Genomic DNA, 26,139 nt, shown 5'->3' with positions numbered 1-26,139 from the left:
GATTTAGCTCAGTTGGTAGAGCAACGCACTCGTAACGCGTAGGTCACAGGTTCGAACCCTGCAATCGGCAGAAAGAAAACCAGCACCTTTTTTATGGGGTTGCTGGTTTTGTTTATATAATTCTTATAAAGAAGTAAGAAAAGTTAGGCCACCTAATATCACTCCCGCAGCATTGGGAATAATGAGGATCCAGTCTTTTTTAGGTTCTTTTGTCCAACCGTAGATAACCCAAATCAGGCAAGAAACTGCTGCGAATAGTGGTTGGAAAGGTTGAGCTTTGGATCCTTGTAAGTTTGCGATAATTTGTGGAATATAAGCGACGAATACAAGAATTCCAATAAAAGCTCCAATAGATCCGACGAAACGATTAATTTTTTGTTTTGACATACGATACCTCCTGAGCGTCCATTATATCAAAACGGAAAAAATTGTCAAATGAGACATAAGCCGGTATGGAGAATAAGTTTTAGTTTTTATCTAAAACTAAGCGAAAGAGCCAAGTGTGGTTTGAGAAGTAGCGTTAGAATTGTTCAAACCTGATTTATCCATTACTAGGCTGGATAGAGAGCTTATGATCGTGGAAATAGTAGTAAATCAGTATTGTCGTGTTGAAAAAAATAGGTAATGATCAATTTCTTTGAAGCCTTATATTTGGAAAATTCAAGATTTTTTATTTCATTTTAAACTTTTAAAACAACCACTTACCAGCCTATATTGACCACTTACTGAAAGTCCCTTGTTTCTTTTCAAGAAATTGTTATAATGAAGATAGAAAGAGGGGAGGAGTGCTTATGAAGGTTCGGATTGAGCTAGACGATCGTTTAGCTGATACAGAATTGGTGATTCGAGTATCGCGGATTGATGACAGGATTCAGAAGATTCAAGATGCTTTGAATGAAGCGACTGCTCCAGCTATTCTCTTTTACAAGGAAAATAGTGAGTATTTTGTGGACTTGGCGGAGATTCTCTTTTTCGAGACGGACGGAGCCAAAATCTTTGCCCACGCGCGCAATGATGCCTATGAGGTCAAGTTGAAACTCTACGAGCTGGAGGAATTATTGCCCCGCTATTTTTGCAGAATTTCCAAATCAACCATTGCTAATGCTAGGGCGATTTATTCTCTAGAAAAGTCTTTCTCGGGTACCAGTTCCGTCCAGTTTTCTGAAACGCATAAGAAAGTGCATGTTTCAAGGCATTATTATCAACTACTAAAAGAAAAGTTAAGTGAAGTGAGGTAATCATCATGAAAAAAACAATTCTAGGCGTCGGTTTTTTGGTCTTAGCCGGCTGGATTTTGCTTCAGGGAAACTTTGGTATTCCTATGTTCAATTTTAATATCTGGCCCCTGCTTTTGGTCGGCATGTTTGCTTATTTTGCTCTGGAAAATTTCTTGGAGCGAGATTTTGGGGCTGCTCTGATCATGACGATTATTGCTCTGATGATCGCTAATTCTGCCTATCATTTCTTAGCCATCTCCACTGGTACCTTGATCATGGGTGGCATTTTGGCCTGCATTGGGCTCAATATGATTTTTAAGCCGAGAAGAATCTGGGGTGTCCGTTATTTGTCTGGCAAGGGCTTGTCTACAAAGGAAGGAGAGATTTCCTTTGGCAGTGGGACTCGCTATATCAACTCGGATAATTTTATCCATGATAAAGTAGAGTGTGCTTTTGGCAGTGCGGCCGTCTATTTTGATAATGCCAGAATTTTAGGTGATTCTGCTAGTTTTGATGTGGAAGTATCTTTCGGGAATGCGGTGCTTTACATTCCAAGCAACTGGCGGGTAGAGCTAAATGTGGACAATGCTTTCGGTACAGTGGTCGATCCGCATAATGTCAATGAAAAAGACAAGACTTTATATGTGCGCGGAGATGTCGCCTTTGGAGCTTTGAAGATTGTTTACATTTAAGAAAACGGATTATTGGTCAGAAATTGCAAAGTTTGGGAAAATTTACTTGCCAAAAGCCAAGTTTTTTGATAATATAGTACGGTATGTGGTGCTAGCACATCCGTAATATTAGATCTAATAGGAGGAAACACACTAATGGCTAAAGTATGTTACTTTACAGGTCGTAAGACTGTATCTGGAAACAACCGCTCTCACGCGATGAACCAAACAAAACGCGCTGTTAAACCAAATCTTCAAAAAGTTACTGTTTTGATCGACGGAAAACCTAAAAAAGTTTGGGCTTCAGCTCGCGCGCTTAAGTCAGGTAAAGTTGAACGCGTTTAATAGTTGAACGCGTTTAATACATGAAAGGGATTGGAAAGATTTATTCCTTCCCTTTTTTGTTGTTGAATTTTCAGACTAGACAGTTTATTTCTGCTCTTCCTCTTTTACACCCTGTCTAAAATATGGTAAAATAAACTATAAAATACTTTTGAGGTACAAATGATGACTGTAAAAATCAATACAAAAGATGGTCAAATTGAACTGACTGATGATGTAATTGCAACCATCGTCGGCGGTGCAGCAACCGAAATTTTTGGTGTGGTTGGAATGGCCAGCAAAAATGCAATTAAAGACAACTTTCAAGCTCTTTTGGGTAAAGAAAACTATGCCAAGGGTGTGGTAGTAAAAACGTCTGAGGATGGTGGTATTGCAGTTGATGTTTATACCGTTTTGAGCTACGGCATTAAAATCAGTGAAGTTTCCAAAAATATCCAAGAACGCGTTAAGTTTAGTTTGGAAAATCAACTTGGGATTACTGCCCACACAGTGAATGTCTATATCCAAAATATTAAAGTTGTAGGAGAATAATCGTGTCAAATATTACTACTAGTTTATTTCAAGAAATGGTGCAGGCGGCATCAACTCGTTTAAATAAACAGGCTGAATATGTCAATTCTTTAAATGTTTTCCCAGTTCCAGATGGTGATACAGGAACCAATATGGGCATGACCATTGAAAATGGTGCTAAAGAAGTAGCTGATAAGTCTGCTTCAACAGTTGGTGAAGTAGCCGCTATCTTTGCTAAGGGACTCTTGATGGGTGCGCGTGGGAACTCTGGTGTTATCACGTCTCAGCTCTTCCGTGGTTTTTCACAAAGCGTAAAAGGCAAAGCTGAGCTCGATGGACAAGCTTTGGCTCTTGCCTTTCAGTCTGGTGTAGAGGTAGCCTATAAGGCTGTTATGAAGCCAGTTGAGGGAACAATTTTGACCGTTTCCCGTGGTGCAGCTATCGGTGCTAAGAAGAAAGCTGAAGCGACAAATGATGCTGTCGAAGTCATGAAAGCGGCTCTTGAAGGAGCAAAGACTGCCCTTGCTAAAACGCCAGATATGTTGCCAGTTCTCAAGGAAGTTGGCGTCGTGGACTCTGGTGGTCAAGGTTTGGTCTTTATCTATGAAGGTTTCCTATCTGCCCTGACTGGCGAATACATCGCATCAGAAGATTTCCAAGCGACTCCGGCTACGATGAGCCAGATGATCAATGCTGAACACCACAAATCTGTAGCAGGCCATGTGGCGACAGAAGATATCACTTTTGGTTATTGTACAGAAATCATGGTGGCCTTGAAGCAAGGACCAACCTATGTCAAGGACTTTGACTATGATGAATTCCGTAATTATTTGAATGAGCTTGGAGATTCCTTGCTGGTAGTTAATGATGATGAAATCGTGAAAGTCCACGTCCATACAGAAGATCCAGGTCTTGTTATGCAAGAAGGTCTTAAGTATGGTAGCCTTGTCAAGGTAAAAGTGGACAACATGCGTAACCAGCACGAAGCCCAGCTTGAGAAGGAAGAAAAAGCTGCCAAACCAGCTGAAGAAAAAGAGTACGCTATTATTGCAGTAGTAGCTGGTGAAGGTCTTGCTGAAATCTTCAAGGCTCAGGGCGTGGACTATATCATTTCTGGCGGTCAGACGATGAACCCTTCTACGGAGGACTTTATCAAGGCTGTTGACCAGGTTAATGCGCGCAATATCATTTTCCTGCCAAACAATAAAAATATCTTCATGGCGGCTCAATCTGCAGCAGAAGTGCTTGAGAAACCAACGACTGTCATTGAGACACGTACGCTTCCTCAAGGCTTGACAAGTCTTTTGGCCTTTGATAGTGGAAAAACAATCGAAGAGAACCATGAGAGAATGACAGCTGCCTTGAGCGACGTGGTCAGCGGTAGCATTACGACTGCAGTTCGTGATACGACCATTGATGGCCTCGAAATCCATGAAAATGATAACTTGGGTATGGTTGATGGCAAAATCCTTGTGTCAAATCCAGATATGTTGACGACTTTGAAGGCAACCTTTGCGAAGATGTTGGATGAGGACAGTGAAATTGTTTCTATCTATATCGGTGAAGACGGTGACGAGGAATTGGCAAATGGCCTGGCTCAAGATCTGATGGAAGAATATGAAGATCTGGAAGTGGAGATCCACCAAGGAAATCAGCCAGTTTATCCATATATCTTTAGTGTAGAATGATTTATTTGAGAGTGGGACAGAAATCGGTCATTCGTTAGAATTCGATTTCGTCGTCCCACCTCCGCACAGTTAAGTAGGGCTGTAAAAGCTGATGAAATCAGCGTAGTAGAGCCCACTCAACCACTGCGTCTTGCTCGACAATCCAAAGACAATTGAGAGGCTAGGACTTTTGTCCCAGCCTCTTTGATTTTTTTATATGCAAGATTTAGACAAGATAGTGGCATTATGGTATACTGGAAAAAATAAAAAGAAAAGGTGTACTATGAAAAAGTTATTTATTCTAGTTATTTCTGCTTCTGTATTATTGACAGGATGTGTAGTTCCGAAATTTGGCAAGCATCGTCCAAAGGCTCCAGCTGAATCAAAAGTTGCTAAAACAAGTTCTAGCTCAAGCCCAAGTGACTCCTCTACGAGTGCTTCTTCTGAAAGTACAGCTATTGTCTCTAAAACCTTGGTCGGAGACCTTAAAGGTATCCATCATCGCGACACGGTGACCTATCAGGGAGACAAGCTCTTGAAACTACGAATGGAGCTACTGAGCGACTTGCCAGAAGAAGCCAGTGGAGCTGCAGCTACTATGAGCCCAGAGGAAATGACAGCTATCATCCGAGAAGGCATGGAATCAGAACCAAACTATGTGGAAGCTAGGAATATGGAAGGAGTGACGATTGAATACTCCGTAACAGCTGATAAGAAACTACAGGCCATAGTTGATCTGGACTTTGAGAAAATGGACGTAGCGAAAGCAGCGAGTCTATCTTTCTTTAAAGACTTGGGGCTTAATGACATAAAAGACGCTTCTCCTTCAATGTTTATCCTAGGGATGAAATTGGGCGGCTTGAAAGAAGAATAAGAATATTTAAAAGGCGAGTCATCTCGTCTTTTTTTGCTGTCTGAAACTATGACATTTGTCATATCAGGCAGTGACAAAATCATCTAGTAGGAGGACGAAGAAAAATCTATAATAAAAGTAAGAAATGAAGAAATTAGAAGTGGTTACATGAAAATGTGGTTGATAAAAGTAACAGTCTTGAGTCTTGTTGGGATGATGTTTTATCAGTTAGCGAGAATGAGCGGAGCAAGTCTTTACCACTTTCCTTGGGAAATTTTTGCTGGCTTGGGAATGGCTGGCTATGTTCTAAAGGAAGTGACCAAGTTAGGAAAGAAGGTAGAGAAGAAATGAAAAGATGCTTGTCCATCCTATTTATTGGATTTTCAGCTGCTTTATGGATTCTGCAGATGGCGACAGGTCTCTTGTTGGAATTTCTACCCCAGCAATTCTATCTAGGTATCTGGGAGTTGATTCTAGCTATCTTTGTCATCTGGCCGCTCATCGATGATTTTATTAAGGAGGTAAGTCATGAAATTGATTGAAGTGAAAAAGTTATCTAAAAGCATTCGGGGGAAGGAAATCTTACGTCACATTTCCTTTGACATTGAAGAAGGGGATTGTGTGGCTCTGATTGGCCCCAACGGAGCAGGCAAAACAACTCTAATGGACTGTCTCCTAGGCGACAAGTTTCTGACTTCCGGTCAAGCGCTGATTCAGGGGCTAAAGCCAACGGACAATCGCTTGAAAGAGATGGTTGCTGTTTTGCCTCAGGAAAATACAGTGGTGGGGGATTTGAAAGTCAAGGAACTCCTCGCTTTCTTTCGCTCTATTTATCCTAATAGCCTATCTGAAAAGGAAATTGATGCCTTGTTGGGCTTTTCTGACAAGCAAAAGAACCAGTTGGCTTCCAAGCTCTCTGGTGGTCAAAAACGCCTCTTCTCCTTTATCTTAGCCTTGATTGGCCGTCCAAAGATCCTCTTCTTGGATGAACCGACTTCGGCCATGGACACCTCGACCCGCCAGCATTTCTGGGAAATTGTGGATCAACTTAAGAAGCAAGGCGTGACCATTGTTTATTCATCCCACTATATTGAAGAAGTGGAGCATACGGCTGACAGGATTTTGGTGCTTCATAAGGGAGAACTAATCCGCGACACCACGCCTTATGCCATGCGCAAGGAAGAGCAGGAAAAACACTTCACCCTGCCCCTTTCCTATAAAGAAATCGTGGAAAAGATAGCTGGTGTGACAGAGATTGAAATCAAGCAAAAGGCTCTATCTTTTGCGACCAAGGATGCCAGTCAAGTCTGGCAAATTCTGCAGGAGCATGGCTGTACGATTGAAGAAATCGAAGTCCGCAATCGCACCCTGCTGGATAGTATTTTTGAAACGACACAAGAGTAAAGGAGCAGCATCATGAAAAATATGGCAAGTTTAATGAAAATGGAGCTGATTTTGATGAAGCGGCAGGCGGCCTACTACCTGCTCTCTATCGGGCTACCCAGCGTTTTCTATCTGATCTTTTCAGGAATGATGACAGGTTCTGATGTACCGGCGCTTTTGCTCCAAACCTATCTCTTTTCTATGACACTTTTTAGCATCATGTCTAGTGCCTTTTTTAGCATTCCCAGCACCTTGCAGTCGGACAAGACCAATAACTGGCAAAAATTGATTCAGCATTCGCCTGTTTCTATGGTAGAATATTATATATCAAAGCTTTTCAGTGCTTTACTGACCTTTCTGCTTTCCATCATCGTGGTCTTCTCTGTCGGACATTTCGTTCGTGGAGTCAATGTGCCCATGATGGATTGGCTGGCGATTGCTCTAATTCTTTTGGTCGGCAGTATGGTCTTTATCGCCATGGGCGTCTTGGTCAGTCTCCTGCCCAGTGCCCAGCTCATGTCGGTCGTAGGCAATATCGTTTATATGGCTTTAGCGGTCTTGGGTGGCCTTTGGTTTCCTCTGACTATGTTTCCAGACTGGCTACAATCCATCGGCAAGCTAACGCCAAGTTATCAGCTCATGCAGGTGGTCTCTTCCTATTTGGAACACCATAACTGGAATGTGTCTGCTATGCTAATCGTTCTAGCCTACACCATTTTCTTTAGTATTTTAGTCCTTCAGCTCAAAAAACGGATTGAGGTTAAATAATTATATGTGGGAAAAGTTCAAAAACATACATCACATGTTTCATATTTCTCTGGTCTTTATTATCTTTCCGGTAGCGGGTGTCATCAGTGGTGAATACCCGCTTTTGACTTTGCTTTGGACAGCATTGTTTATCGGGGCCTATTACACCATCCTCACGGAGAAAAAGCCTTTCTACCAGGCTCTGTCCTGGTGGGTCATGCTTGCTTACATTTTTTACACTCCCATTTGGCTGAATGGGGGCTTCGTTTGGTATATTTTCAATTTGTCCAACCTTCTTGTTTATCATTACAATGAGATTTCCCTTAAATCTTGGCGCTTTTGGAGTTTCCTAGCTGTCCAACCAGCTCTTCTGGTCGGGGTGTATCTGCAACATCAATTGAGCACTGGCTATCTGGTCTTTTTCTCAACGACCTTTCTCTTTGTGGATTTCTTGACGCTAGGTCTGCATCGTATCCAAGTTGCTGAACAGCTCAAGGAGGAAAAAAGCAAGCAGAATGCTCAGCTCAATCTTTTCTTAGCGGAAAATGAGCGCAATCGAATCGGACGGGATTTACATGATAGTTTGGGCCATACCTTTGCCATGCTCAGTGTCAAGACAGAGTTGGCCCAGCAATTCCTGCAAATGGAGGCCTACGAGCAGGCGGAGAAAGAGATGGAGGAAGTGCGACGAATCAGTAAGCAGGCCATGGCTGATGTTCGACGGATTGTAGACAATCTCAAGACGCGGACGCTGGATGAAGAATTAGCAACAATCCGAACCATGCTGGAAATGAGCGATATTGACCTAGAGCTTCATAATCAGCTCAATGTCGCCAGCATTCCTACGGAAATCCAGTTTACTATTAGTATGATTTTGTTGGAATTAGCAACCAATATTATCAAGCATGCGGAGGCCAAGAAGTCCAAGATTGATTTGCATAGTCAGGATCAAGATTTGATCTTGGATGTTGAAGATGATGGTCGAGGCTTTAAGCGAGTCACTGGCCGAGAGCTGCATTCAGTTCGAGAGCGCTTGGAGGGGCTTGACGGTAGAGTGGAGGTCATCAGTAGCCAGAAGCCGACCATTATTCGCGTGTGCTTGCCGTATAGGGTTAAAGGAGACGAGAGATGAAGGTATTATTAGCAGAAGACCAGAGTATGCTTCGGGATGCACTTTGCCAGCTCTTGCAGTTGCAGTCAGATGTTGAAGTTGTTTATCAGGCAGCTGATGGACGCGAGGCGGTGGCATTGCTCAGCACTGAGCAGGTAGATGTGGCCATCTTGGATGTGGAAATGCCCTATCAGACGGGGCTGGATGTTCTAGAATGGATGAAGGAACACCATCCGGCTGTCAAGGTCATCATTGTGACGACGTTTAAGCGGCCAGGCTATTTTGAGCGGGCTGTCAAGGCGGATGTTGATGCCTATGTACTCAAGGAGCGGAGCATTGCAGACCTGATGAAGACTATCCACACTGTCTTAGCTGGGCAAAAAGAATACTCACCTGAACTCATGGAAGTGCTGATGACTCATAAAAATCCCCTCTCCCATCAGGAGCTTCTAGTCTTAGAGGCAGCAGCAACTGGGCTTTCTAATAAAGAAATTGCTGAAAAGCTCTATTTATCAAATGGGACTATTCGCAATTATATGTCAGCCATCCTGACCAAACTGGCAGCCGACAATCGCACAGAAGCGGTTCGGATTGCGCAAGATCAAGGATGGATATAAGAAACATTTCTCGTTAAATTCAGATTTAGCGAGATTTTCTTATCTTTTTTTCTGAAATGTAAAAAAAGATCCGCAATACTTGCAATTTTTTTCAAAAATGTTATCATAGTAGAAAGCTTTTTGAATTTTTAGAAAATTGTAAATAAATGAAAGGGGAATTATGGAAAGAATCCAATTAGAAACTCCCATGTCTGGCTCACAGCTGGTCTTGGAAACCTTGAAAAGTCTTGGTGTTGATACCATTTTTGGCTATCCTGGTGGTGCAGTCTTGCCCCTCTATGATGCTATTTATAGCTTTAAAGGTATCTGCCATATTCTTGGTCGCCATGAGCAGGGGTGTGTTCATGAAGCAGAAGGTTACGCTAAATCAACTGGTAAAATCGGTGTAGCCGTTGTCACCAGTGGTCCGGGAGCGACCAATGCCATTACTGGTATTGCGGACGCCATGAGTGACAGTGTTCCCCTTTTGGTCTTCACTGGGCAGGTAGCGACTCCGGGTATCGGTAAGGATGCCTTTCAGGAAGCAGATATGGTCGGGATGACCATGCCGATCACTAAGTATAACTATCAAGTGCGGGATACGGCGGATATTCCTCGGATTGTGACCGAGGCGGTTCACATTGCAACGACTGGCCGTCCTGGCCCAGTGGTCATTGATTTGCCTAGGGATATTTCAGCCAAGGAAGTAGATTTTGTTTATCCTTCGGATGTAAATCTACCAAGCTATCAGCCGACCATTCAGCCGAATGAACTGCAAATCAAGAAGATTCTCAGCCAGTTGAGCAAGTCTAAAAAGCCAGTTATTTTATCTGGTGGTGGTGTTGCTTACGCAGGTGCTTCTGAGCTTCTACAGACTTTTGCTGAACGTTATCAGATTCCAGTAGTCACTAGCTTGTTGGGACAGGGAACGATTGCCACGGATCATCCCCTCTTCCTTGGAATGGGAGGAATGCACGGGACTTTCGCGGCCAATATTGCCATGACCGAGGCGGATTTGATGATCAATATCGGTTCTCGTTTCGATGACCGTTTGACGGGGAACCCCAAGACCTTTGCTAAGAATGCTAAGGTGGTCCATATCGATATTGACCCAGCAGAAATCGGCAAGATTATCGCAGTGGACATTCCTGTCGTGGGAGATGCCAAGCAAGCCTTGGAGATGCTGCTAGCTGAAGAGACTGTCCGAAACAACACGGAAAAATGGATTGCCAAGGTGACAGAGGATAAGAACCGAGTTCGTTCTTACGATAAGAAAGAACGAGTTGTCCAGCCTCAGCCAGTCATTGAGCGTATTGGAGAGCTGACAAATGGTGATGCTATTGTCGTCACGGATGTCGGCCAGCACCAAATGTGGGCAGCCCAGTACTATCCTTATCGCAATGAGCGTCAACTGGTCACGTCAGGTGGTCTCGGAACCATGGGCTTTGGTGTTCCAGCAGCGATTGGAGCTAAGATTGCCAATCCAGACAAGGAAGTTGTCTTGTTTGTTGGGGATGGGGGCTATCAGATGACCAATCAGGAAATGGCTATTTTAAATATCTATAAGGTTCCGATTAAGGTCATCATGCTCAACAATCATTCGCTAGGAATGGTAAGGCAATGGCAGGAGTCTTTCTATGAAGGGCGAACTTCAGAGTCGGTTTTTGACAGTTTGCCTGACTTCCAGCTCTTGGCTCAGGCTTATGGGGTTAAGGCCTATAAGTTTGACAATCCTGAAACTCTTGCTCAGGATTTGGAAGTCATCAAGGAAGATGTCCCCATGTTCATCGAAGTGGATATTTCGCGCAAGGAGCATGTCCTGCCGATGGTGCCAGCTGGCAAGAGCAATCATGAAATGTTGGGGGTGAAGTTCCATGCGTAGAATGTTGACAGCTAAACTCCAAAATCGTTCGGGTGTTTTGAACCGCTTTACTGGGGTGCTTTCCAGACGTCAAGTCAATATCGAAAGCATCTCTGTCGGTGCGACCGAGGATGAAAATGTTTCTCGGATCACCATTATCATTGATGTAAATTCCCTCAATGAAGTGGAGCAGATTATCAAGCAGCTCAATCGCCAGATTGATGTGATTCGGGTGCGGGATATTACAGATCATCCTCACCTGGAGCGGGAAGTCATCTTGATCAAGATATCAGCACCAGTTGCTAAGCGTGCAGAGATCTTGGCCATTATCCAGCCTTTCCGGGCAACAGTAGTCGATGTAGCACCAAGCTCGATCACCATCCAGATGACGGGTGATGCTGAAAAGAGCGAGGCCCTCTTACGGGTCATCCGTCCTTACGGTATTCGCAATATTGCGCGGACTGGGGCAACTGGCTTTACCCGAGATTAAACGGAACCTTTAATTTGTTAAAACCGCCTAAGAGGCAATAAAAATAGAAAAGAGAGTAAACATTATGGCAGTAACAATGGAATACGAAAAAGATGTAAAAGTAGCAGCACTTGACGGTAAAAAAATTGCCGTTATCGGTTATGGCTCACAGGGGCATGCCCATGCGCAAAACTTGCGTGATACAGGCCACGATGTGATTATCGGTGTTCGTCCAGGTAAGTCATTTGACAAGGCTAAAGAAGACGGCTTTGACACTTACACAGTGGCAGAAGCTACTAAATTGGCTGATGTGATCATGATTTTGGCTCCAGACGAAATCCAACAAGAATTGTACGAAGCAGAAATCGCTCCAAACTTGGAAGCAGGCAATGCTGTTGGTTTTGCCCACGGATTCAATATCCACTTTGAATTTATCAAGATTCCTGCTGATGTAGATGTCTTCATGTGTGCACCGAAAGGTCCTGGTCACTTGGTTCGCCGTACTTTCGAAGAAGGCTTTGGTGTTCCTGCTCTCTATGCGGTTTACCAAGATGCGACTGGAAATGCCAAAGACATCGCAATGGACTGGTGTAAAGGCGTTGGTTGTGCCCGTGTTGGTTTGCTTGAAACAACTTATAAAGAAGAAACAGAAGAAGATCTCTTTGGTGAACAAGCCGTTCTCTGCGGTGGCTTGACAGCTCTTATCGAAGCAGGATTTGAAGTCTTGACTGAAGCAGGCTATGCACCAGAATTAGCTTACTTTGAAGTGCTGCACGAAATGAAACTTATCGTTGACTTGATTTACGAAGGTGGCTTCAAGAAGATGCGCCAATCTATCTCAAATACAGCTGAATATGGTGACTATGTATCTGGTCCGCGCGTGATTACAGAGCAAGTTAAAGAAAACATGAAGGCTGTTCTTGCTGACATCCAAAATGGTAAATTTGCAAATGACTTTGTAAACGACTACAAGGCTGGTCGTCCGAAATTGACTGCTTACCGTGAGCAAGCGGCTAATCTGGAGATTGAAAAAGTCGGTGCAGAATTGCGTAAAGCAATGCCATTCGTTGGTAAAAACGATGACGATGCTTTCAAGATCTACAACTAAGATTGTGTGGAAAACTCAGCTGGTATCCCAGCTGAGTTTGTTTACCTCATTTGGAAAGGAAAAGGAATGTTAACAGCAAAAGATATCGTCCGTGCTCATAAGGTATTAAAAGATGTTGTTGTCAATACACCGCTTGATTATGATCATTACTTGTCAGAGAAGTATGGGGCAAAGATTTATCTTAAAAAGGAAAATGCCCAACGTGTCCGTTCTTTCAAAATCCGTGGTGCCTACTATGCCATTTCTCAGTTGAGCAAGGAAGAACGTGAACGCGGGGTTGTCTGTGCTTCTGCGGGCAATCATGCTCAAGGGGTCGCTTACACTTGTAATGAGATGGAAATTCCAGCGACCATTTTTATGCCCATCACGACTCCTCAGCAAAAAATTGGGCAGGTTCGCTTCTTTGGTGGCGACTTTGTGACCATCAAGCTGGTAGGAGATACTTTCGACGCTTCTGCTCGGGCAGCTATGGAATTCACACGGATGGAAAATCGGACTTTCATCGATCCTTTTGATGATGCTCATGTTCAAGCAGGTCAGGGAACGGTTGCTTATGAAATCCTAGAAGATACAGCTCGAGAGTCCATCGATTTAGACCTAGTCTTGGTACCAGTAGGAGGCGGCGGTCTCATCGCAGGAGTATCCACTTACATCAAGGAAAGTCAGCCACAAATTGAAGTGATTGGGGTAGAGGCTAATGGTGCCCGCAGTATGAGGGCGGCTTTTGAAGCAGGCGGTCCTGTAAGACTCAATGAAATTGACAAATTTGCGGATGGTATCGCAGTTCAGAAGGTTGGAGCGACCACTTACGAAGCAACGAAAAAGAATGTTGAAACACTTATCGGGGTTGATGAAGGTTTGATTTCAGAAACCTTGATTGATCTCTATTCTAAACAAGGAATCATCGCAGAGCCTGCAGGGGCAGCAAGTGTAGCAGCCTTGGAAGTGTTGCGTGAATATATCAAAGGAAAAACGATCTGCTGTATCATTTCGGGTGGCAATAATGACATTAACCGCATGCCGGAAATGGAAGAGCGCGCCCTTATCTATGATGGCATCAAGCATTATTTTGTGGTGAATTTCCCGCAACGGCCAGGTGCCTTACGTGAATTTGTAAATGATATTTTGGGACCAAATGATGACATTACTCGATTTGAATACATCAAGCGGGCCAGCAAGGGAACCGGACCAGTCCTGATTGGGATTGCTCTGGCCAATAAACATGACTATGCAGGCCTGATCAATCGAATTGAGCAGTTTGACCCATCCTTTATCAATCTAAACGGAAATGAAACGCTTTACAACATGCTAGTCTGATCCTAAAAATATTTTAGCAAAAGTCCGCTTTTTAATTGCAAGCGATTGAGGACTGTGCTAGAATATACTATATTAAATTAAGGAGATGCGCTTATGTTTTTAAATTTCTTCTTTTTATTCTTTCTCTTTTTTATCATTCTTTGTGTTTTAGCGGCATTTAGTTCGCTCTATGTCGTGCGACAGCAGTCTGTTGCCATCATTGAGCGTTTCGGCCGCTACCACAAGACCAGTACAAGTGGGATGAATGTGCGTTTGCCTCTGGGAATTGACAAAATTGCTGCTCGTGTCCAGTTGCGTTTGCTGCAGAGCGAGATTATTGTCGAAACCAAGACTCAGGATAATGTCTTTGTGACCATGAATGTTGCGACCCAGTATCGGGTAAATGAACACAATGTCACAGATGCTTACTATAAACTCATGCGGCCAGAAGCGCAGATTAAGTCCTACATTGAAGATGCTCTGCGTTCCTCCGTTCCTAAGCTGACCTTGGACGAGCTCTTTGAAAAGAAAGATGAGATCGCCCTAGAAGTTCAAAAGCAGGTAGCTGAAGAAATGTCGACTTATGGCTACATCATTGTCAAGACCTTGATTACCAAGGTTGAGCCAGATGCAGAAGTTAAACAGTCTATGAACGAAATCAACGCCGCTCAACGCAAGCGGGTGGCAGCTCAGGAATTGGCAGAAGCAGATAAGATCAAAATCGTTACTGCAGCAGAGGCTGAGGCTGAGAAAGACCGTCTTCATGGGGTCGGTATTGCAGAGCAGCGGAAGGCAATCGTAGATGGCTTAGCAGACTCAATTAAGGAGCTCAAAGGCGCCAATGTTGAGTTGACAGAAGAACAGATTATGTCCATCCTCTTGACAAACCAGTATCTAGATACCTTGAATAATTTTGCAGATAAGCAAGGAAATAACACGATCTTCCTTCCAGCAAATCCTGATGGAGTGGAGAGTATTCGCACCCAGATCCTTTCAGCTCTCAAAGCTAAATAAATATAGAATATTCAGAATTATTTAATTTGTTTGTTTTGGTTTTTCTAAGTTGACAAACTGTATAAAAACCATTATATTAGTATTCGAAATAAGTTAGAGAGGAGTAAGAAATGGCTAAATCAAATTTTGAAAAAGTAGAGTCAGTCGTTGGATGGGTTCGTGACAAAAAAATTACAGGTTACCGTATTAGTAAAGAAACAAACGCGCGTGAAATGTCAATTATTGCTCTTGCTCAAGGACGTGCAAAAGTAAAGAATATTTCTTTTGAAACAGCTCTTGGCTTGATTGATTTCTACGACAAAAATCATGAAAAGTTTGAAGACTAATCTTCAAAAAGTGGGGAAACCCGCTTTTTTATTTTGCGAATAAAAAAACAAGACGGATGTATTTTTTTCCGTCTTGTTCTGTTTGGTTGATTGTTTATTTATTTTAAGAAGCGACGTAGGAATTCCTTGGTCCGTTCTTCTTTGGGATTGGTAAAGAATTCTTGTGGAGTGCCTTCTTCTGCGATGACGCCCTTATCCATAAAGATAACACGGCTGGAAACATCGCGGGCAAATTCCATTTCGTGGGTCACGACGATCATGGTCAGGCCTTCTTTAGCCAATTCCTTCATAATTTTCAGGACTTCGCCGACCATTTCTGGGTCAAGAGCTGAAGTTGGTTCATCGAAAAGGATAGCATCAGGATTCATAGAAAGCGCACGCGCAATGGCAACCCGCTGCTTTTGTCCACCTGAAAGCTGTTTAGGCTTGGCTTGCCAGTAAGGTTCTCCCATTCCCACCTTTTCCAGATTTTCCTTGGCAATCTTTTCTGCCTCAGCACGCTCTCTTTTGAGTACGGTTGTCTGAGCTACGATGGTATTTTCTAGGACATTGAGATTTTCAAAAAGATTGAAACTTTGGAAGACCATGCCTAATTTTTCGCGGTAATGAGTCAGGTCGTAATTTTCATCCAAGACATTTTTTCCGCGGTAGAGAATTTCGCCAGCAGTAGGTGTTTCGAGGAGGTTGATGGAGCGGAGAAAAGTTGATTTTCCGCTACCTGAACTTCCGATAATGGAGATAACTTCGCCCTTGTGGACAGTCAGAGAAATGTCTTTCAAGACTTGATTCTCTCCATAGGATTTTTTGAGATTTTTAATTTCTAAAATTGTTTCGGTCATTGTTTCAATTCTCCCGTCTGCATTTGATTGGCACCTGTTGTGTAATGATCTGTGTCAAACTTCCGCTCGATGAAACGTAGGATTCGAGTGATGGTAAAGGTCAAGACGAAGTAAATGACTGCGATAATGGTAAAGGTTTGGAAGTACTGATAGGTCTGAGTTGCAATGGTATTTCCTGAGAAGTAGAGCTCCACCACAGAGATAACATTGAGGACAGAGGTATCCTTGATATTGATGACAAATTCATTACCAGTTGCAGGCAAAATGTTGCGGACCACCTGTGGCAGGACGACCTTGCGCATGGTTTGACCGTGGGTCATTCCTAGCGCAGTAGCTGCTTCGAATTGTCCTTTATCAACGGCAAAGATACCACCGCGGACAATTTCACTCATGTAAGCACCAGTATTAATAGAAACGATGAAGATGGCTGCAGCCGTCCGGTCAATCGAAATGCCAAAAGCCTGGGCCGTTCCATAGTAGATAACCATGGATTGTACAATCATAGGAGTACCACGGAAGATTTCAATGTAAACATTGAGGAACCAACCGAATAGTTTTTGAAGAAAGGCTAAAGCCTTATTTTTTGAAATCGGTGCTGTCCGATAAACCCCAATCAGCAAACCGATGAGGAGGCCAGCGATTGTCCCTGTAATAGAAATGAGCAAGGTCAAACCAGCTCCGCGTAAAAATTGTGGCCAATTTTCCTTCCAAATCTTTAGGACTTTATTGAAGAATGTGTCTTCAGCATCGTCAGTATCGGTGTCCACCGGCTGATTTTTAATCATTTGATCCATCAGTTGCGTTTGTTCATCCGTTGAGAGTTTAGCGATAGCGGCATTCGCTTGCTCGATTCGACTGTCGTCTTTACGCATGCCGACGGCGATGGAGGCATCTTCTTCGCCAACCTCAAAGCCCTCTTTGAATTGAATCATTTTAAACTTAGAGTTGGCAGCTTCAGCTGTCAGAGCTTCGGGACGTTCAGAGATGTATCCGTCAATAACACCAGATTCTAGAGCTTGGCGCATTTGGGCGAAATCCCCCATAGCTGTTTCTTGCTTAGCACCCGGCAGTTGAGAAATCAGATTGTAAAGATAGACACCTTGCTGGGAGGTGATTTTAGCATCTTTAAAGTCCTTAAGGGTCTTGGCATTGGCGTAGTTGCCGTCTTTTCGAACCAGCATAACAGGCTCACTGGTGTAGTAGCTGCTAGAAAAGGCGATTTCTTTTTTCCGTTCGGCTGTTGGGCTCATACCAGCGATAATCATATCGATTTTACCAGAAGTCAAGGCTGGAATCAGTCCGTTCCAAGAGGTTTTCACAACTAGAGGTTCCTTGCCCATTTCCTGAGCAATCTTCTTGGCAACTTGGACATCGTAGCCATTGGCATACTGATTTGTTCCTTCGATTTTAACAGCACCATTTGAATCATCATCTTGGGTCCAGTTGAAAGGGGCATAGGCCGCTTCCATCCCAATTCTAAGATAATCATCCGCCTGAGCTACGGTAAAGGTCCCCAGACAGACGAGGAGGGCTGTAAATAAGGTTAAAATGAATTTTTTCATATTTTCTCCTAGTCCTTCTAAAATAGTTCTTTCTATTCTACCGAAAAATATTCGACTTTTCAATCCTGGTAAGCCCTTACTTGAGAAAAATGCTATAATAGGATAAAGATTTAGAAAAGGACTTTGGTTTATGAAAAGGTACTTGTCAGGGATTTTTATTCTTTTTTTGAGTTTGTTTTTTGCTGGGACAGTGTCAGCTTTAGACTATCAAATCCAGTCTTATAATGGAGATTTGGAGATCCATGCCGATAATACAGCCACCTATACAGAAGAGGTGACCTATCATTTTGATGATGATTACAATGGCCAGATGGTCTCTTTAGGATCGGCAGGAAAGATGCCAGAAGGCTTTGCTATTGATTCAGATCCAAAAGTTTCCGTGAGAACGAATGGAGTCGTAAAATATGACTTTGAGCCACGAGTCACAGATTTAGGAGATGGCTACGAGGTTAAGATTTACAATGCTGGTAAAGAAGGCGATACGGTCAAAGTAACAGTCACATGGAACCTGACCAATCTTCTGTTTCTCCACAAAGATATAGCAGAGCTCAAATGGACGCCGATCAGTGATTGGGAAGAAGAGCTGCAAAATGTGACGATTAAGGTTTGGGGCCTGGGAACCTGGACTTTAACGGACATGTATGTTCATACAGGTTATTTTGGCCAATCGGCTACTATAGATAGGGACCGTGGTGATTATCGGATTCAGCTATCTCATTTGCCTAGTAGGAAGAAGGTTGAACTGCATGGATATTGGCATCGCCAAGCTCTGCATCAAGCAGCAGAGGATCCAAAAGCAACCAACTATCTACAGACTTTTCAAGCAGTTGAGAAAGAGATTGTAGCTAAGAGGCAGTTTTATCATCGCTTGGGGGAAGTTTATATGCCTCTTATATGCCTGTTTTTGCTGATCCTTTCGGGAATATTTTATCTGATCTTTCGAGTTAAGATTCGTCCCAGCCAAGCTTTTCCAAAAGACGCTCGCCTCTATGAAGCTCCGCAAGATCTGGCCCCGCTCATTGTAGCGGCCAATATCTTTGCTGTGGATATGAGAGAAGTCGATCCGACCAGTGGCGGACGAGCGCATTTAAAATTTGAAAATCTAGTGCAGGCAACCTTGCTGGATTTGATGGATCGAGGCTACATCGAGCTTTTAGGAACTGCTGACAAGCCAATCCTGAAACCGACTTCTAAAAAAGGTTTGTCAGAGTTTGAAGGTCAATTCCTGAAGATGGCATTTGGCGACCATAAACAGGCAGCTGTAGCAGACTTGTTTGCATCTTATCAGATTTCAGAAGATCTTTATAAAAATAAAAAATCAACAGATGAAGCACGAATCCGCCAAATAGGCAATCGAATAAAAAATCGCTTTTCAACTGATTTAAACCTTTTGTCTGAACAAGTATTAAAGGAGATTCGGGAGCTAAACTTGCTGGATCACTATCGTCCTTTGAAACGAGGAGAAAAGCTTTTCTTGTGGTTGGCTCTAATGGCAAGTTTCCTTGCTTTTAGCTTGTCTCTCTTGACCTTTTTTGTCTATCTGATCAAGCTAGATGGCTTTATTTGGTTCCATCTTCCGCTTGCAGCTATTGCTTCAGTCTTGACCGTTCTGCTGGGCAGAGCCTTACAGTTATATCAGCGGGATGGTGTCCTGAGCGATGAGGGAGCCCATGATTTCTATCTCTGGAATAGCTTTGCGAATATGCTACGCTACATCGCTCGCCTATACGATACAGAGGTAGAGGGCATTGTTCTGTGGAACCGACTTTTGGTCTATGCTACCCTATTTGGCTATGCGGATCGTGTTAGTCGGGTCATGAAGCTGCGTCAGATTTCCTTGGAAAACGCGTCTATGAATAGTTATCTACAATACAATCTTCATCCTATTTTCTACGCAAGTTCCCATAGTTTTTCAAATTATGGCCACATTGCTTCGACGGCCAGCCATTTCTCGGTTTCATCAGGAGGCGGAGCAGGAGGTGGCTTCTCTGGTGGCGGTGGAGGCGGCGGGGGCGGAGCCTTTTGATAAAAAGCTTGCTAAAGCCCTTGAGAAAGCTTTTCCTCTCCTCCAATATGTGGTATAATAAATGCTAAAGTTGTTTTAGGAGTTATCTATGTTTATTATTGAAATTTTAAAGTCCATTATTTATGGAATTGTTGAAGGAATTACAGAGTGGCTACCCATTTCGAGTACCGGCCACTTGATTCTGATTCAAGATTTTATCAAGTATAAAAATGAAAATCCAGCCTTCATGGAAATGTTCAATGTAGTCATTCAACTGGGAGCCATCTTGGCGGTTGTGGTGATTTATTTTGATAAGCTCAACCCTTTTAAACCAGGGAAAACAGCTCGTCAAATTCAGCTGACATGGCAGCTCTGGGCCAAGGTAGTCGTTGCTGCTTTGCCAGCTGCAATTATCGGCCTTTTCCTAGACGATTGGTTTGAAGCACATTTTTATAATCTGGTATCCGTCGCAATCATGCTGATTATCTACGGGGTTGCCTTTATCTATCTGGAAAAACGAGAGCAGGTGGAACCGACTGTTACAGAATTGAGCAAACTTCCTTATCAAACCGCTCTTTATATCGGTCTTTTCCAAGTCTTGTCCCTCTTTCCAGGAACTAGCCGATCAGGTGCGACCATTGTCGGTGGTCTCTTGAATGGTATCAGTCGACCAGTTGTAACAGAGTTTACTTTCTACTTGGGTATTCCAATCATGTTTGGTGCAAGTGGGCTGAAAATCCTGAAATTTATCATCAAGGGTAATTCTTTAGGTTTCGATCAATTATTCCTTTTATTGGTAGCGATGGGAGTGGCTTTCGGAGTCAGTCTTTATGTGATTCGCTTCCTGACAGACTATGTCAAGAATCATGACTTTACAATCTTTGGTAAATATCGGATCGGACTCGGAGTTTTTCTGTTGATTTACGGTCTGATTAAGGTCATTATTGGCTGATCAAGAGGCTGGGACAAAAGTCCTAGCCTCTCAATTGTCTTTGGATTGTCGAGCAAGACGCAGTGGTTGAGTGGGCTCTACTACGCTGATTTCATCAGCTTTTACAGCCCTACTCAACTGTGCGGAGGTGGGACGACGAAATCGGATTCTAACGAATTACCGATTTCTGTCCCACTCTCTTTTCTTATTTGACCAGTTATTTTTTTGAAATAAGTTTAGAATTTTAGTATAATAGAAAGACTATGAAAGTATGAGGTTAATGAGATGGAAGTGAAACAGATTAATGATTCGACGATTAAAATCACCATCCAGTTGGAAGATTTGGAAGAACACGGAATGGAAATTGCAGATTTCCTAGTTCCCCAAGAAAAAACAGAAGAATTTTTCTATACTATTTTGGATGAGCTGGAAATGCCGGAAAGCTTCTTAGATAGTGGCATGCTGAGTTTTCGGGTGACGCCTAAGCCAGACAAGCTGGATGTCTTTGTAACAAGATCGAAGATTGATAAGAATTTGAATTTTGAAGATTTGGGCAATCTACCAGACCTGGATGAGCTCAGCCAGATGTCTCCAGATGAATTTTTAAAGACTTTGGAAAAAAATATCTTTGAAAAGAGTAAGGATGATCTCGAGGCGGTTAAATCTTTAGAGGCAGCAGAGGCTGATCAGGAGGATTCTGCAGATTCTTCAGAAGAGAAGGAAGAAGAGAACCTAGACCGTTATGTCTATTATATTCTGTCTTTTGCTGACCTGCGCAGCGTCGTTTCTTTCGCCAAAACGGTTGACTATCCGATAGACCTGTCAGAACTCTATAAATATGACTCTGCCTACTACCTGACTATTTTGGTAGATTTGGAAGAGCAACCGGAGCTCTATCCAGCTTGGCTACTGGCTAAAATGCGGGAATTTGCTGAGGATACAGATATTACTCGTGCTGTCCTGCAAGAACACGGACGTCTGCTTTTGGTGACAGAAGCCATCCAACAATTGCAAAAGGTTGAATGCGTATGATTGCTTTTCCCTTAAAGTTCATTTTGGTGCTGCTAGCGACGTTTTTTGTCGGAGTTTTGCTGACTCCTCTAGTTCGGCTCTTGGCTTTTAAAATGGATGCAGTCGACTATCCTAATGCTCGACGAATCAATAAAAAGCCCATGCCGAGTGCAGGCGGGCTGGCAGTTGTGACGGCTTTTACAGTGGCGACTTTGGTCTTCATGCCGCAGATTGTTAGCGTCACTTTCTTTGAACAAACTTATTTTGATTATATTTGGCCAGTAGTGCTAGGAGGCTTGATTGTAGCCCTGACGGGTCTTATCGACGATATTAAAGAATTAAGTCCTCTGCTGAAGCTAGGGGGAATCGTGCTGGCTGCCTGTTTAATTTGGTGGCTGACGGATTTCCGCTTGGATGATTTTAAGATTCCTTTTGGAGGTCCTCATCTCTTTTTCCCACCTTGGCTATCTTTCATTTTGACTATTCTCTGGATTGTCTCCATTACCAATGCGGTCAATCTAATGGACGGTTTGGATGGCCTTGTCAGCGGAGTTTCCATTATTTCCTTGCTGACCATGGGGATTGTTTCCTACTTTTTCTTACCGGGTCATAATTTATTCCTGACCCTGACCATCTTGGTTTTAGTGGCCTCTATTGCTGGCTTCTTTCCTTACAATTATCATCCAGCCATCATATATGGCGGGGATACGGGCGCTCTTTTCATCGGTTTTATGATTTCGGTCCTGTCTCTGCAAGGCTTGAAGAATGCAACGGCAGTAGCGATTGTCACGCCTATGATTATCTTGGGTGTGCCGATTACCGATACTTTTTTAGCAATCGTTCGTCGGACTTTGTCTGGTCAGAAATTTTACCAGCCTGACCGTCACCACCTTCACCATAGACTCTTGTCCTTGGGATTAACACATCGGGGAACAGTTCTGGTTATCTATGGGATTTCGATGATTTTCTCTATGATTTCCCTCCTGCTAAATGTATCGACTCGCATCGGTGGACTCCTCCTCGTAATTGGTCTTCTGCTAGGTGTCGAACTCTTAGTAGAACTAATAGGGGTTCTGGGGCCGCAGAGGACGCCTCTGCTCAATATCCTGCGCTTTATCGGAAACTCCTCTTATAGAGAAGAAGTTCGAGAGAAGAGATACCAAAAGAAACACAAACAAGAATAGTTCTAAACAAAATAAAAGCCTTTTGGGCTTTTTTTTGGTATACTAAAGTATGTAAATCAGCTAAGTAAAGAAAGGAAAAAGAAATGTCTGTCTTAGAAATCAAAGATCTTCATGTTGAAATTGAAGGGAAAAAAATTCTCAAAGGGGTAAATCTTACTCTGAAAACGGGAGAGATTGCAGCGATCATGGGTCCAAATGGAACAGGGAAATCTACCTTGTCTGCAGCCATTATGGGAAATCCTAACTACGAAGTAACTCAAGGAGAGGTGCTTTTTGATGGGGTTAATATCTTGGAGCTGGAAGTAGACGAGCGTGCTCGTATGGGACTCTTCCTTGCGATGCAGTATCCTAGTGAAATTCCTGGCATTACCAATGCAGAGTTTCTCCGTGCGGCCATGAATGCTGGCAAGGAAGACGATGAAAAAATCTCTGTCCGTGACTTCATCACGAAACTAGATGAAAAAATGGAACTGCTCAACATGAAAGAAGAAATGGCTGAGCGCTACCTCAATGAAGGCTTCTCAGGTGGTGAGAAAAAACGCAACGAAATCCTCCAGTTGCTCATGCTAGAACCAACTTTTGCGCTCTTGGATGAGATTGACTCAGGTCTGGATATTGATGCTCTCAAGGTCGTATCTAAAGGGGTCAATGCTATGCGTGGAGAGGGCTTTGGCGCTATGATCATCACCCACTACCAACGCCTGCTCAACTATATCACTCCAGACGTAGTTCATGTCATGATGGAGGGGAAAGTTGTTCTTTCTGGCGGTCCAGAATTGGCAGTTCGCTTGGAAAAAGAAGGCTATGCCAAATTGGCTGAAGAGTTGGGCTTCAACTATACTGAAGAAGTCTAGTCAAACATTCTTTTGACTTTGATAAAAGATAGGAGAATGACATGACGAAAGAATTAATTCACGAATTTTCACAGCTTCACGCAGAACCAGATTGGTTGGCTAATCAACGTCAGCAGGCTTTTGACAAGATGGACCAACTAGATTTACCAGTTATTGAGCGGGTTAAATTTCACCGCTGGAATCTGGGAGACGGACGGATTTCTGATAGCGAGCCTTTGACCAGTGTGCCAGATTTTACGGCTCTTGGAGACAATCTCAAGTTTATCCAAATGGGAACTCAAACTGTCCTTGAGCAATTGCCAGCTGACTTGGCAGAGCAAGGTGTGGTCTTCACTGATTTTCACACTGCTTTGGAAGAAATTCCAGAGCTGGTGGAGCAGCATTTCATGTCCGCAGTCAAGTATGATGAGGACAAATTAGCGGCTTATCACACTGCCTATTTCAACAGCGGTGCAGTTCTTTATGTGCCGGACAATGTTGAGATTGACCAGCCGATTGAAGGAATTTTTTATCAGGACAGCGAAAGCGATGTTCCTTTTAACAAGCATATTTTGATTATCGCAGGCAAGCATTCCAAGGTTAACTACTTGGAACGCTTGGAAACTTACGGCGAGGGCTCTGTTCCAGTAACAGCCAATATCACTGTCGAAGTTATTGCTCAGGCTGGAGCTCAGATTAAGTTTTCAGCCATTGACCGCCTAGGCGAAAATGTAACGGCTTATATCAGCCGTCGCGGTAAGCTGGATAATGATGCCATGATCGATTGGGCTATCGGCGTTATGAACGAAGGCAATGTCGTAGCTGACTTTGACAGCGACCTCTATGGTAAGGGCAGCCATGCGGATATGAAGGTGGTGGCTCTTTCCAGCGGTAAGCAGGTTCAGGGAATTGACACCCGCGTAACTAACTATGGCTGCAACTCTATCGGAAATATCCTGCAGCACGGAGTTATCCTAGAAAAAGGAACCCTGACCTTCAATGGTATCGGACATATTATCAAAGGTGCTAAGGGAGCAGACGCCCAGCAGGAAAGTCGGGTTCTCATGCTGTCTGACCAAGCGCGCTCAGATGCTAATCCAATCCTCTTGATTGATGAAAACGATGTGACGGCTGGTCACGCGGCTTCTATCGGTCAGGTGGATCCAGAAGATATGTATTATCTCATGAGTCGGGGTCTTGATAAGGCGACGGCTGAACGCTTGGTCGTGCGCGGCTTCTTAGGTTCAGTGATTGTGGAAATCCCTGTTAAAGAAGTCCGTGATGAAATGATTGAAAATATCGATATTATTCTCGCAAAAAGATAAAAAGCTGGGCCTTGTCCCGTATAAGTAGATAGGAGTCTTCATGTCTGGATTTAATGCAGAAGCAATCAAGAAAGATTTTCCCATTTTGGACCAAATTGTCAATGATGAGCCTTTGGTTTATTTGGACAATGCGGCGACAACTCAGAAACCTAAGCAGGTGCTGGCAGCTATTGAAAACTACTATCTTAGAGACAATGCTAATGTCCACCGCGGTGTGCATACGCTAGCTGAGCGGGCGACAGCAGCCTATGAAGCAGCCAGAGAAAGAGTTCGTTCTTTTATCAATGCGGCCTCTAGCAAAGAAGTACTCTTTACACGAGGAACCACGACGAGTCTCAATTGGGTGGCTCAATTTGCGGCTGAAAGGTTACAGCCTGGTGACGAAGTGATGATTTCGATCATGGAGCACCATTCCAATGTCATTCCTTGGCAGGAAGCCTGTAGGAAGACCGGAGCCAAGTTAGTCTATGTCTATCTAAAGGACGGGGCTCTGGATATGGAGGATTTCCGTGCCAAGCTCAATGAGCGGACCAAGTTTGTCTCTCTGGCTCATGCTTCTAATGTTCTCGGTATCATCAATCCCATCAAGGAAATTGCCCAGTTGGTTCATCAGCAAGGAGCGCTTTTGGTGGTGGACGGGGCTCAATCCATTCCGCACATGAAGATTGATGTGCAGGATTTGGATGTAGACTTCTTCGCCTTTTCGGGACATAAGATGGCAGGTCCGACTGGTATCGGGGTTCTCTATGGCAAGGAAGAGCTGCTAGAACAGATGTCGCCAGTCGAGTTTGGCGGCGAAATGATTGATTTTGTCTATGAGCAGGAAGCGACCTGGAAGGAGCTCCCGTGGAAGTTTGAGGCCGGCACTCCAAATATGGCAGGAGCAATCGGTCTTGCGGCGGCCATTGAATATTTGGAAGACTTGGGTATGGATGCTATTGCTCAGCATGAGCAGGACCTGATTGCCTACGTATTTCCTAGGCTTCAGGCAGTGGAAGGTTTGACCATTTATGGTTTTCAGGATTTGGCCCAGCGCTCAGGCGTGATTGCCTTTAATCTGGATGGTCTTCATCCACATGATGTCGCAACGGCTCTGGACTACGAAGGAGTGGCTGTTCGGGCGGGTCACCATTGTGCTCAGCCTTTGCTCACCTACCTGCAGGTGCCAGCGACTGTGCGGGCCAGCTTTTATATCTACAATACCTATGCGGATTGTGACAAGTTGGTAGATGCTTTAGAAAAGACAAAGGAGTTTTTCAATGGCGCTTTCTAAGTTAG

General features: G+C 43.6%; 28 protein-coding genes. 25 read left to right on the top strand and 3 right to left on the bottom strand.

The features are described from left to right. Positions 1-123 precede the first annotated feature (123 nt). On the bottom strand, positions 124-387 hold the full coding sequence (locus Q0191_RS08165; protein WP_005591744.1) for a SemiSWEET family transporter: 264 nt from the start codon (positions 385-387) through the stop codon (positions 124-126). 404 nt (positions 388-791) lie between these two features. Between Q0191_RS08165 and Q0191_RS08160 the strand changes: the two genes are divergently transcribed. The 18 genes from Q0191_RS08160 to Q0191_RS08075 all read left to right on the top strand — a co-directional run bounded on the left by Q0191_RS08160 (position 792) and on the right by Q0191_RS08075 (position 15,171). After that, complete coding sequence (locus Q0191_RS08160) at positions 792-1,238, top strand: LytTR family DNA-binding domain-containing protein (protein ID WP_288929500.1); 447 nt, start codon at positions 792-794, stop codon at positions 1,236-1,238. 5 nt (positions 1,239-1,243) lie between these two features. Next, a complete protein-coding gene (locus Q0191_RS08155) occupies positions 1,244-1,909 on the top strand; it encodes a LiaF transmembrane domain-containing protein (protein ID WP_297665488.1) in 666 nt (221 codons plus the stop codon). Between the two features lie 135 nt (positions 1,910-2,044). Beyond that, entirely contained in the window at positions 2,045-2,233 is a 189-nt protein-coding gene (rpmB, locus tag Q0191_RS08150) for a 50S ribosomal protein L28 (RefSeq protein ID WP_001140948.1), read from the top strand. A gap of 162 nt (positions 2,234-2,395) precedes the next feature. Then, positions 2,396-2,761, top strand: coding sequence for an Asp23/Gls24 family envelope stress response protein (locus tag Q0191_RS08145; protein WP_005591747.1), 366 nt, complete (start codon positions 2,396-2,398; stop codon positions 2,759-2,761). Between the two features lie 2 nt (positions 2,762-2,763). Next, positions 2,764-4,428 carry a DAK2 domain-containing protein gene (locus tag Q0191_RS08140; RefSeq protein ID WP_297665478.1) on the top strand — a complete coding sequence of 555 codons (1,665 nt, stop codon included), beginning with the start codon at positions 2,764-2,766 and terminating at the stop codon, positions 4,426-4,428. 262 nt (positions 4,429-4,690) lie between these two features. Continuing rightward, positions 4,691-5,281 (top strand): SP0191 family lipoprotein, encoded by a 591-nt coding sequence (locus Q0191_RS08135; RefSeq protein ID WP_297665476.1) that lies wholly within the window; start codon positions 4,691-4,693, stop codon positions 5,279-5,281. A 147-nt stretch (positions 5,282-5,428) separates the two neighbouring features. Continuing rightward, positions 5,429-5,611, top strand: a complete 183-nt coding sequence (locus tag Q0191_RS08130; protein ID WP_297665474.1) for a hypothetical protein — start codon at positions 5,429-5,431, stop codon at positions 5,609-5,611. Continuing rightward, positions 5,608-5,802: a hypothetical protein gene (locus Q0191_RS08125; RefSeq protein WP_297665472.1), complete on the top strand. Its 195-nt coding sequence runs from the start codon at positions 5,608-5,610 to the stop codon at positions 5,800-5,802. The genes Q0191_RS08130 and Q0191_RS08125 overlap by 4 nt, the downstream gene beginning before the upstream one ends. Next, positions 5,789-6,664 (top strand): ABC transporter ATP-binding protein, encoded by an 876-nt coding sequence (locus Q0191_RS08120; RefSeq protein WP_297665470.1) that lies wholly within the window; start codon positions 5,789-5,791, stop codon positions 6,662-6,664. Before Q0191_RS08125 ends, Q0191_RS08120 begins: the two co-directional genes overlap by 14 nt. Before the next feature lie 12 nt (positions 6,665-6,676). Next, entirely contained in the window at positions 6,677-7,411 is a 735-nt protein-coding gene (locus Q0191_RS08115; RefSeq protein WP_297665468.1) for an ABC transporter permease, read from the top strand. Between the two features lie 4 nt (positions 7,412-7,415). Continuing rightward, on the top strand, positions 7,416-8,522 hold the full coding sequence (locus Q0191_RS08110; RefSeq protein WP_297665465.1) for a sensor histidine kinase: 1,107 nt from the start codon (positions 7,416-7,418) through the stop codon (positions 8,520-8,522). Further along, entirely contained in the window at positions 8,519-9,118 is a 600-nt protein-coding gene (locus tag Q0191_RS08105) for a response regulator transcription factor (RefSeq protein ID WP_297665463.1), read from the top strand. The genes Q0191_RS08110 and Q0191_RS08105 overlap by 4 nt, the downstream gene beginning before the upstream one ends. Before the next feature lie 160 nt (positions 9,119-9,278). Beyond that, a complete protein-coding gene (locus tag Q0191_RS08100; RefSeq protein WP_297665461.1) occupies positions 9,279-10,979 on the top strand; it encodes an acetolactate synthase large subunit in 1,701 nt (566 codons plus the stop codon). Then, a complete protein-coding gene (gene ilvN, locus Q0191_RS08095; RefSeq protein WP_297665459.1) occupies positions 10,972-11,448 on the top strand; it encodes an acetolactate synthase small subunit in 477 nt (158 codons plus the stop codon). Before Q0191_RS08100 ends, ilvN begins: the two co-directional genes overlap by 8 nt. Positions 11,449-11,512: 64 nt before the next feature. Further along, positions 11,513-12,535, top strand: coding sequence for a ketol-acid reductoisomerase (gene ilvC / locus Q0191_RS08090; protein WP_297665457.1), 1,023 nt, complete (start codon positions 11,513-11,515; stop codon positions 12,533-12,535). Positions 12,536-12,601: 66 nt separating this feature from the next. Continuing rightward, positions 12,602-13,852, top strand: a complete 1,251-nt coding sequence (gene ilvA, locus Q0191_RS08085; protein ID WP_297665455.1) for a threonine ammonia-lyase IlvA — start codon at positions 12,602-12,604, stop codon at positions 13,850-13,852. A 93-nt stretch (positions 13,853-13,945) separates the two neighbouring features. After that, positions 13,946-14,845 (top strand): SPFH domain-containing protein, encoded by a 900-nt coding sequence (locus tag Q0191_RS08080; protein WP_297665453.1) that lies wholly within the window; start codon positions 13,946-13,948, stop codon positions 14,843-14,845. Positions 14,846-14,955: 110 nt separating this feature from the next. After that, positions 14,956-15,171 (top strand): hypothetical protein, encoded by a 216-nt coding sequence (locus Q0191_RS08075; protein ID WP_001130035.1) that lies wholly within the window; start codon positions 14,956-14,958, stop codon positions 15,169-15,171. 98 nt (positions 15,172-15,269) lie between these two features. Here the strand turns inward: Q0191_RS08075 and Q0191_RS08070 are convergent, their stop codons facing one another. Together Q0191_RS08070 and Q0191_RS08065 are read right to left on the bottom strand one after the other, a co-directional pair. Beyond that, positions 15,270-16,010, bottom strand: coding sequence for an amino acid ABC transporter ATP-binding protein (locus Q0191_RS08070; protein ID WP_297665450.1), 741 nt, complete (start codon positions 16,008-16,010; stop codon positions 15,270-15,272). After that, complete coding sequence (locus Q0191_RS08065; RefSeq protein ID WP_297665448.1) at positions 16,007-17,572, bottom strand: ABC transporter substrate-binding protein/permease; 1,566 nt, start codon at positions 17,570-17,572, stop codon at positions 16,007-16,009. The genes Q0191_RS08070 and Q0191_RS08065 overlap by 4 nt, the downstream gene beginning before the upstream one ends. 130 nt (positions 17,573-17,702) lie before the next feature. On the opposite strand from Q0191_RS08065, the gene Q0191_RS08060 reads away from it, so the two are divergent. The 7 genes from Q0191_RS08060 (at position 17,703) to Q0191_RS08030 (ending at position 26,134) form a co-directional block, all read left to right on the top strand. Further along, entirely contained in the window at positions 17,703-19,598 is a 1,896-nt protein-coding gene (locus tag Q0191_RS08060) for a DUF2207 domain-containing protein (protein WP_297665446.1), read from the top strand. A gap of 88 nt (positions 19,599-19,686) precedes the next feature. Further along, positions 19,687-20,529 carry an undecaprenyl-diphosphate phosphatase gene (locus tag Q0191_RS08055; protein WP_297665444.1) on the top strand — a complete coding sequence of 281 codons (843 nt, stop codon included), beginning with the start codon at positions 19,687-19,689 and terminating at the stop codon, positions 20,527-20,529. A 264-nt stretch (positions 20,530-20,793) separates the two neighbouring features. Then, entirely contained in the window at positions 20,794-21,540 is a 747-nt protein-coding gene (gene mecA, locus Q0191_RS08050; RefSeq protein WP_297665442.1) for an adaptor protein MecA, read from the top strand. After that, positions 21,531-22,703, top strand: a complete 1,173-nt coding sequence (locus Q0191_RS08045; RefSeq protein WP_297665440.1) for a glycosyltransferase family 4 protein — start codon at positions 21,531-21,533, stop codon at positions 22,701-22,703. The genes mecA and Q0191_RS08045 overlap by 10 nt, the downstream gene beginning before the upstream one ends. Positions 22,704-22,786: 83 nt before the next feature. Further along, entirely contained in the window at positions 22,787-23,557 is a 771-nt protein-coding gene (sufC, locus tag Q0191_RS08040) for a Fe-S cluster assembly ATPase SufC (protein WP_015605702.1), read from the top strand. 41 nt (positions 23,558-23,598) lie between these two features. After that, the gene (gene sufD, locus Q0191_RS08035) at positions 23,599-24,861 is read left to right on the top strand and encodes a Fe-S cluster assembly protein SufD (RefSeq protein ID WP_297665437.1); all 1,263 of its coding nucleotides are present in this window, start codon (positions 23,599-23,601) and stop codon (positions 24,859-24,861) included. A 40-nt stretch (positions 24,862-24,901) separates the two neighbouring features. Beyond that, positions 24,902-26,134, top strand: a complete 1,233-nt coding sequence (locus tag Q0191_RS08030; protein WP_297665435.1) for a cysteine desulfurase — start codon at positions 24,902-24,904, stop codon at positions 26,132-26,134. Positions 26,135-26,139 lie beyond the last annotated feature (5 nt).

This window comes from uncultured Streptococcus sp., assembly GCF_938036805.1.
Lineage (GTDB): Bacteria > Bacillota > Bacilli > Lactobacillales > Streptococcaceae > Streptococcus.
Note: the sequence above shows the minus strand (reverse complement) of the source record. Positions and strands in the feature narration are given on the sequence as shown.

Bases quoted from the DNA above. Each gene is read 5' to 3' on its own strand.
- Q0191_RS08165 (WP_005591744.1), bottom strand. From the start codon at position 387: ATGTCAAAACAAAAAATTAATCGTTTCGTCGGATCTATTGGAGCTTTT.
- Q0191_RS08160 (WP_288929500.1), top strand. From the start codon at position 792: ATGAAGGTTCGGATTGAGCTAGACGATCGTTTAGCTGATACAGAATTG.
- Q0191_RS08155 (WP_297665488.1), top strand. From the start codon at position 1,244: ATGAAAAAAACAATTCTAGGCGTCGGTTTTTTGGTCTTAGCCGGCTGG.
- rpmB (WP_001140948.1), top strand. From the start codon at position 2,045: ATGGCTAAAGTATGTTACTTTACAGGTCGTAAGACTGTATCTGGAAAC.
- Q0191_RS08145 (WP_005591747.1), top strand. From the start codon at position 2,396: ATGACTGTAAAAATCAATACAAAAGATGGTCAAATTGAACTGACTGAT.
- Q0191_RS08135 (WP_297665476.1), top strand. From the start codon at position 4,691: ATGAAAAAGTTATTTATTCTAGTTATTTCTGCTTCTGTATTATTGACA.
- Q0191_RS08130 (WP_297665474.1), top strand. From the start codon at position 5,429: ATGAAAATGTGGTTGATAAAAGTAACAGTCTTGAGTCTTGTTGGGATG.
- Q0191_RS08125 (WP_297665472.1), top strand. From the start codon at position 5,608: ATGAAAAGATGCTTGTCCATCCTATTTATTGGATTTTCAGCTGCTTTA.
- Q0191_RS08120 (WP_297665470.1), top strand. From the start codon at position 5,789: ATGAAATTGATTGAAGTGAAAAAGTTATCTAAAAGCATTCGGGGGAAG.
- Q0191_RS08115 (WP_297665468.1), top strand. From the start codon at position 6,677: ATGAAAAATATGGCAAGTTTAATGAAAATGGAGCTGATTTTGATGAAG.
- Q0191_RS08110 (WP_297665465.1), top strand. From the start codon at position 7,416: ATGTGGGAAAAGTTCAAAAACATACATCACATGTTTCATATTTCTCTG.
- Q0191_RS08105 (WP_297665463.1), top strand. From the start codon at position 8,519: ATGAAGGTATTATTAGCAGAAGACCAGAGTATGCTTCGGGATGCACTT.
- Q0191_RS08100 (WP_297665461.1), top strand. From the start codon at position 9,279: ATGGAAAGAATCCAATTAGAAACTCCCATGTCTGGCTCACAGCTGGTC.
- ilvN (WP_297665459.1), top strand. From the start codon at position 10,972: ATGCGTAGAATGTTGACAGCTAAACTCCAAAATCGTTCGGGTGTTTTG.
- ilvC (WP_297665457.1), top strand. From the start codon at position 11,513: ATGGCAGTAACAATGGAATACGAAAAAGATGTAAAAGTAGCAGCACTT.
- ilvA (WP_297665455.1), top strand. From the start codon at position 12,602: ATGTTAACAGCAAAAGATATCGTCCGTGCTCATAAGGTATTAAAAGAT.
- Q0191_RS08080 (WP_297665453.1), top strand. From the start codon at position 13,946: ATGTTTTTAAATTTCTTCTTTTTATTCTTTCTCTTTTTTATCATTCTT.
- Q0191_RS08075 (WP_001130035.1), top strand. From the start codon at position 14,956: ATGGCTAAATCAAATTTTGAAAAAGTAGAGTCAGTCGTTGGATGGGTT.
- Q0191_RS08070 (WP_297665450.1), bottom strand. From the start codon at position 16,010: ATGACCGAAACAATTTTAGAAATTAAAAATCTCAAAAAATCCTATGGA.
- Q0191_RS08065 (WP_297665448.1), bottom strand. From the start codon at position 17,572: ATGAAAAAATTCATTTTAACCTTATTTACAGCCCTCCTCGTCTGTCTG.
- Q0191_RS08060 (WP_297665446.1), top strand. From the start codon at position 17,703: ATGAAAAGGTACTTGTCAGGGATTTTTATTCTTTTTTTGAGTTTGTTT.
- Q0191_RS08055 (WP_297665444.1), top strand. From the start codon at position 19,687: ATGTTTATTATTGAAATTTTAAAGTCCATTATTTATGGAATTGTTGAA.
- mecA (WP_297665442.1), top strand. From the start codon at position 20,794: ATGGAAGTGAAACAGATTAATGATTCGACGATTAAAATCACCATCCAG.
- Q0191_RS08045 (WP_297665440.1), top strand. From the start codon at position 21,531: ATGCGTATGATTGCTTTTCCCTTAAAGTTCATTTTGGTGCTGCTAGCG.
- sufC (WP_015605702.1), top strand. From the start codon at position 22,787: ATGTCTGTCTTAGAAATCAAAGATCTTCATGTTGAAATTGAAGGGAAA.
- sufD (WP_297665437.1), top strand. From the start codon at position 23,599: ATGACGAAAGAATTAATTCACGAATTTTCACAGCTTCACGCAGAACCA.
- Q0191_RS08030 (WP_297665435.1), top strand. From the start codon at position 24,902: ATGTCTGGATTTAATGCAGAAGCAATCAAGAAAGATTTTCCCATTTTG.